A 5,223-nucleotide genomic window follows, 5' to 3' on the forward strand; every position below is an offset into this window, starting at 1 on the left:
CGAACGCGCAGCGGTGGGCGCCTTTCTTTCGGGCGGCCCCCCCAGTACGACCGTCCACGGCATGCTGTGCCGCGACTCCGGCCGCCCGGCCCCGGCCTATACGCTCGGCTTCGACGTGCCCGGATTCGACGAAACCGAGTACGCGCGCATCGCGGCCCGGCACTTCGGGTGTGCGCATGGCGAGTACTACGTGACGCCGGCCGACGTGGTCGAGGCACTGCCACGCCTGGCGACCGCCTACGACCAGCCCTTCGGCAATGCGTCGGCCGTGCCGGCCTACCTGTGTGCGCGCCACGCGCGCTCGCAGGGCATCGAGCGTCTGCTTGCCGGTGACGGCGGAGACGAGTTGTTCGGCGGCAACGAGCGCTATGCGAAGCAGCTTCTGCTCGGCCACTACCAGCGCCTGCCTGCGGCCCTCCGCACGGCGCTGGTGGAGCCGCTCCTGCTGGGCACGCCCCTGGGCAGCCCGCCCGGCCTGCGCAAGCTGCGCAGCTACGTGGAACAGGCGCGCCCGCCGATGCCGCAGCGCTATGAGTCGTACAACCTTCTGCAGCATCTGGGGGCCGAAAACGTGCTTGCCCCGGACTTTCTTGCCAGTGTCGACAAGTCGCACCCGACGCGGCTTCTGGTTGCCGCGCACGCGCCTCATGCCGACGTCAGCCTGATCAACCAGATGCTGGCGATCGATCTTCGCTTCGTGCTGGCGGACACCGATCTTCCCAAGGTCCTGCACACCTGCGCACTGGCCGACATGGACGTGGCCTTTCCGCTGCTCGACGACAGGCTGGTGGAGTTTTCACAGGGGTTGCCATCGGAATTCAAGCTTCGCGGCACCAAGTTGCGCTGGTTCTTCAAGCAGGCACTGGCGGACTTCCTGCCGCCGGAGATCCTGACCAAGAAGAAGCATGGCTTCGGTCTGCCGGTCGGACAGTGGCTGATCGGCCACCGGCCGCTCTACGATCTGGCGGTCGACAGCATCCGCGTCGTCGAATCGCGTGGCCTGGTGCAACGAGCATTCGTCGACGAACTGCTCGAACGCCGCTTGCACGAGCATCCGGGCTACTACGGAACGATGGTGTGGCTGCTGATGGTACTGGGGCAGTGGCTGGATTCGCGCCGTCTCTGAGCTCGGCTCGACACCCTCGGCTCAGGCCACGCGGATCTGCCGCCGTGCCAGATTGGCGAGAAGCCTGGCGCCGAAGCGCAGCCGGCTGCGGTCCCAGGGCGTGAAGCGCGGCAGCTGGAACGGATCGGTGCCGGCGCGTGCCGCCCCCCAGGCCGTCGATACGGCGGCCTCGAAGCCGCACTCGCGCGCCAGGCGCGCGTGCTCGGCCGCATAGTCCTGCCCCGGCACGCCGTTCGGGTAGGCGAACAACGTCACCGGCTCGCCCAGCAGCCTCTCCAGTCTGGCTTTCCCCTCGGCCATTTCGCTGCGCGCCGACTCCAGGTCCAGCCGGGTCAGGATGGGATGGCTGACCGTGTGGCCGCCGATCTCCATGCCCGATGCGCGAAGGCGCCGCAACTGGTCGCTGCTCATCATCAGCGCTGGCGATGGCCGATCACCGCAGGCCGCGACGATCTGCGCGGTGCGTTGGCTGCGCTGTGCCGGATCGAGGTGCTTGATGCCGTTGAGGATGGCCACGATGGCTGCGCGCCGTTGTGCGGGCGTCGTCAGCGGATAGGTCGCCAGACCGAGCGACGTCAGATCGAGCCTGGGGTCGCCGCAGTGGCGCACCGCCTCGATGACACGGTCGTTCCACATGCAACCGCCATCGAGATAACCCGTGCTGATGAAGAACGTCGCGGGCAGGCCCAGCCGCTGCAGGATGGGTGCAGCGACCTCCTCGTTGTCGGCATAGCCATCGTCGAAGGTGATCGACATCGCCCGGGGCGGCAGTCGATTCTCGCGCAGCCGTCCCACCGCCTCACTCAGCGGAATCACGTCGAACCATGAACGCACCCAGCGCAACCGCTGCTCGAATTCGTCGGCATCCGGCTCGTCGGGGTTGAGCGGATCGTGTGCCGGCAGAACACGATGAAAGATCAGAATGCTCAATCGGGCGGAGGCGCCACCGGGAGACATCAGCGAGAAAGGCAGTCGAAACATGGAGCTCGGAGTTCAGCGCAGCTGGGCACCTGACAGCGCGCCACCGCGGCGGGCGTCCGGTTCGCCGCTTGCCGGCGCTGGCGCGACACGGCGGGACGGCGCCTCGGCCAGCTGCAGCGTCGACACCAGCGCGGCGAACAACCAGAACTGCACCTCGGCCAGCAGGTAGTCGGTGGCGGATCCGGCCACGATGACCACGGCGAGCGCACCGGCCAGTGCGCCGCCCATCGTGACCACGTCGGGATCCACCTCCGGATGCCCCGCCACCCGTCGCAGGCGCAAGATCGCCCTGAACAGCCACAGCAGCATGCCGATGAACAGCAGCGAGCCGACGATGCCCTGCTCCACCAATGTCGTCATGAAGGTGTTGTGCGAAGAGCGCTGCGCCACGGCCGTGTCACCTCCGCCCTGCGTGGTGAGCCAGCGACTATCGAGGTAGTGCGGGCTGAGCGTGGCCGTGCTGCGATGGCCAGCCCCCATCGGATGGTCGAAGAACATCTTCAACTGGGCCTGGTAGATGATCACCCGCGATCGAGCGCTGGCGTCGGCATCCTCACTGGTCTTGGCCACGTCGCTGATGGTGAACATGCGCTCGATGAAGGTCTTGTCGACCACCACGGCGAAACCGATCATGCCGACGATGGCCAGTACCCAGAACATGCGCCGGTGCGCCTTGGCCTTGGTCATCATGACGACGAGCCCACCCGCCACCAGGCCGAGAAAGGCGCCGCGACTGTTGGCCAGGACGAACCCGGTGGCGATCACGCCGAGCACGCCCAGCAGGGCCCAGCGACGCCAGTTGCGGTAGGTCAGCACAAGGGCCAGGCCCATCACGAGGCCGGTGGCCAGGTACATGCCCAGCGTGTTGGCATCGTCCAGGCCAGGGCCGCCGACACCATCCAGGCGGTCCCCGTCGCGACCGACCATCATCGCGTAGGAACCCAGCAAACCACAGCCCAGCACATGGCCGAATTGCACCTCGCGAATGGTTTCCTTGGTGTCGGAAATCCGGTAGACGAACCAGAATGCGATCAGGTACTTGATGAACTTGACCGTGCCGTCGAGGTGCGTCGCCAGGTCGAGCGCCCATGCCGACTGGATCACCATCCAGCTGGCGTACGAGATCAGCAGAATCGCGATGCCGTTGGCATACCACGGCGGCTTCGCCGCCAGCCGGCCACGATGGAACATGATCGCCAGCGCAGTGATCAGCGCCGACGTGAGCGCCCAGCGCAGATCCGGCAGCATCGGCCCCCACCAGCGCGAAGGCGGGTGCACATAGATGGAGGCGAAATAGAAGTACAGGCCGTACAGGGGGTGGCGCACGAACGCCAGCACGGCAAATGCCGCGCAGGCCAGCACGAAGGCGATCATCGAGGCCATCGTGTCTGCTCCTTGCGCTCAGGCGTGTTCAGAGCGCGGCAGCTTCTTGGCCGACCCGCCCATGGTTGGCCGAGCAGGCCGCCATGATGCGGTCCATGCGCGCCATCGCCTGTGGCCAGTCGTGGTGCGACGCCACCCGTTCGCGACCCGCAGCCGCCAACCGGCGTCGAAGGCCGGCGTCGCCGAGCAGACGCAGGATCTGTGCGGCCAGTTCGTCGTCATTGGCAGCTGCCAGAAGATGCTCCTCGGGCACGGCGTCGACACCGGCCGCAGCGATGGTGCTTGCCACCACCGGCACGCCCATGGCCATCGACTCGAGGATCTTGTTCTGCGTTCCGCGCGCGATGCTCAACGGCGCGATGGTCAGCGTCGACGCACGCACGTAGGGCCTCACGTCGGGCACCGCACCCGTGACGGTGACGCCGTCGATGGCCGCGAGCGCCAGCACGCGCGCCGTCGGCGCTGCCCCGACGATCTGCAGCCGCAGGTTCGGTCGAAGCTGCCGCAGTCGCGGCCAGGTCCTCGCACAGAACTCCACCATGCACTGCTCGTTCGGAAAGTAATCCATGCGACCGACGAAGGTGACCAGTTCTTCCTGCGCGGCCACGTCGCCGGGTTGGAAGTACTCCAGGTCGACGCCGTTCGCGAACCAATCGACGCCCTGGCCGACGCCCATCGCGGCGAGCGATTCGGCCTCACCGCGCGTGGCCACCGTGACGCGATCGAAGGTTTGCGCCTGGCGCCGCTCGGCGCGCTCCACCCTCCAGGCCTCCCAGCGGTAGCCCATGCTCAGCGGCCAGGGCTTCACGGCGGCGTAGTCGAGCCACTTGCGCGAGTCAACGTCGCAGAGGTCCATCAGCATTGGCAGGCCGCGATGTGGTTCGACATAGCGCCCCACTGCCGAACAGTGCGCAAACACGAAGTCGTAGCTGCGCGACGCCAGCCGCTGATCGATCTCGCGCCGCATGCCGGCGCTGTGGAAGAAAGCCTCGGAGGCGCTGACCGTCGTTGGCAGCAACAGCCCGAGCTTGGCCACCTGCAGCGCGTTGTGCACGCGAAACACCGAGAAGTCCCGGCAGAACGGCGCGATGCCGGCGGCTTCGCGAGCTTCATCGTCGCTGCGCGCCAGCGACAGCACCGAGACCTCGTGCGAACGGGCCAGGTGCTTGATGATGTTGAACGCCCTGACCTTGCTGCCGAAGGTCGGCGGATAGGGGAATCGGTGGCTGACGAACAGGATGCGCACGTTGCTCAGGCTGCTTGCACGGCAGCTTCCTCGTACGGACGCGCCCCTGGAGGGGTCACCGGACCCGGCGCGGTCTCGCCGCCCACGCGGCGCAGGAAGGCCTCGAACATCAGCAATGCCCACAGCGGGCTGCTGTAGTCGCGTCGGCCCGACTCGTGTGCGTCGACCATGTGCTCGAGGTAGCGACGTTCGAAGAAGCCGGTGCGTCCGAGTTCGCCGTCGAGCAGCGCCTGGCGCACGCGCGTGCGCAGCGGCCCGCGGAACCAGCGCATCAGCGGCACGGCAAAGCCCATCTTCGGCCGGTACATCACGTCATGCGGGAGGTGCGACTCCATCGACTTCTTCAGCAACCACTTGCTCTCGCCACCGCGCACCTTCAGGTTCGACGGCAGGCTCGCCAGCCACTCGACCAGCGGGTGGTCCATCAGCGGCTCCCGCACTTCCAGCGCATGCGCCATGCTGGCGCGATCGACCTTGGTGTTGATGT

At 67.2% G+C, this 5,223-nt stretch carries 5 protein-coding genes; 1 reads left to right on the forward strand and 4 read right to left on the reverse strand.

The annotated features are described in order from the left end of the window. Nucleotides 1–1,126: asparagine synthase-related protein (locus AB7U92_RS21325; RefSeq protein WP_428581766.1), on the forward strand; the 1,126-nt coding region annotated here is incomplete at its 5' end. Between the two features lie 21 nt (nucleotides 1,127–1,147). Here AB7U92_RS21325 and AB7U92_RS21330 read toward each other — a convergent pair. From AB7U92_RS21330 to AB7U92_RS21345, 4 genes are all read right to left on the reverse strand, one after another. Beyond that, the gene (locus AB7U92_RS21330; RefSeq protein ID WP_428581769.1) at nucleotides 1,148–2,056 is read right to left on the reverse strand and encodes a polysaccharide deacetylase family protein; all 909 of its coding nucleotides are present in this window, start codon (nucleotides 2,054–2,056) and stop codon (nucleotides 1,148–1,150) included. A gap of 63 nt (nucleotides 2,057–2,119) precedes the next feature. After that, nucleotides 2,120–3,490 (reverse strand): O-antigen ligase family protein, encoded by a 1,371-nt coding sequence (locus AB7U92_RS21335; protein WP_428581772.1) that lies wholly within the window; start codon nucleotides 3,488–3,490, stop codon nucleotides 2,120–2,122. A 28-nt stretch (nucleotides 3,491–3,518) separates the two neighbouring features. Next, the gene (locus AB7U92_RS21340; protein WP_428581775.1) at nucleotides 3,519–4,736 is read right to left on the reverse strand and encodes a TIGR03087 family PEP-CTERM/XrtA system glycosyltransferase; all 1,218 of its coding nucleotides are present in this window, start codon (nucleotides 4,734–4,736) and stop codon (nucleotides 3,519–3,521) included. Between the two features lie 5 nt (nucleotides 4,737–4,741). Further along, nucleotides 4,742–5,223 (reverse strand): asparagine synthase-related protein (locus AB7U92_RS21345; RefSeq protein ID WP_428581778.1); only part of this gene is annotated, 482 nt, incomplete at its 5' end.

It is taken from the genome of Piscinibacter sp., from assembly GCF_050175855.1.
In the GTDB taxonomy this organism is placed as follows: Bacteria; Pseudomonadota; Gammaproteobacteria; order Burkholderiales; family Burkholderiaceae_C; genus Piscinibacter.

Excerpts from the sequence above, each read along its gene's own strand:
- AB7U92_RS21335 (WP_428581772.1), bottom strand. The coding sequence starts at position 3,490 with ATGGCCTCGATGATCGCCTTCGTGCTGGCCTGCGCGGCATTTGCCGTG.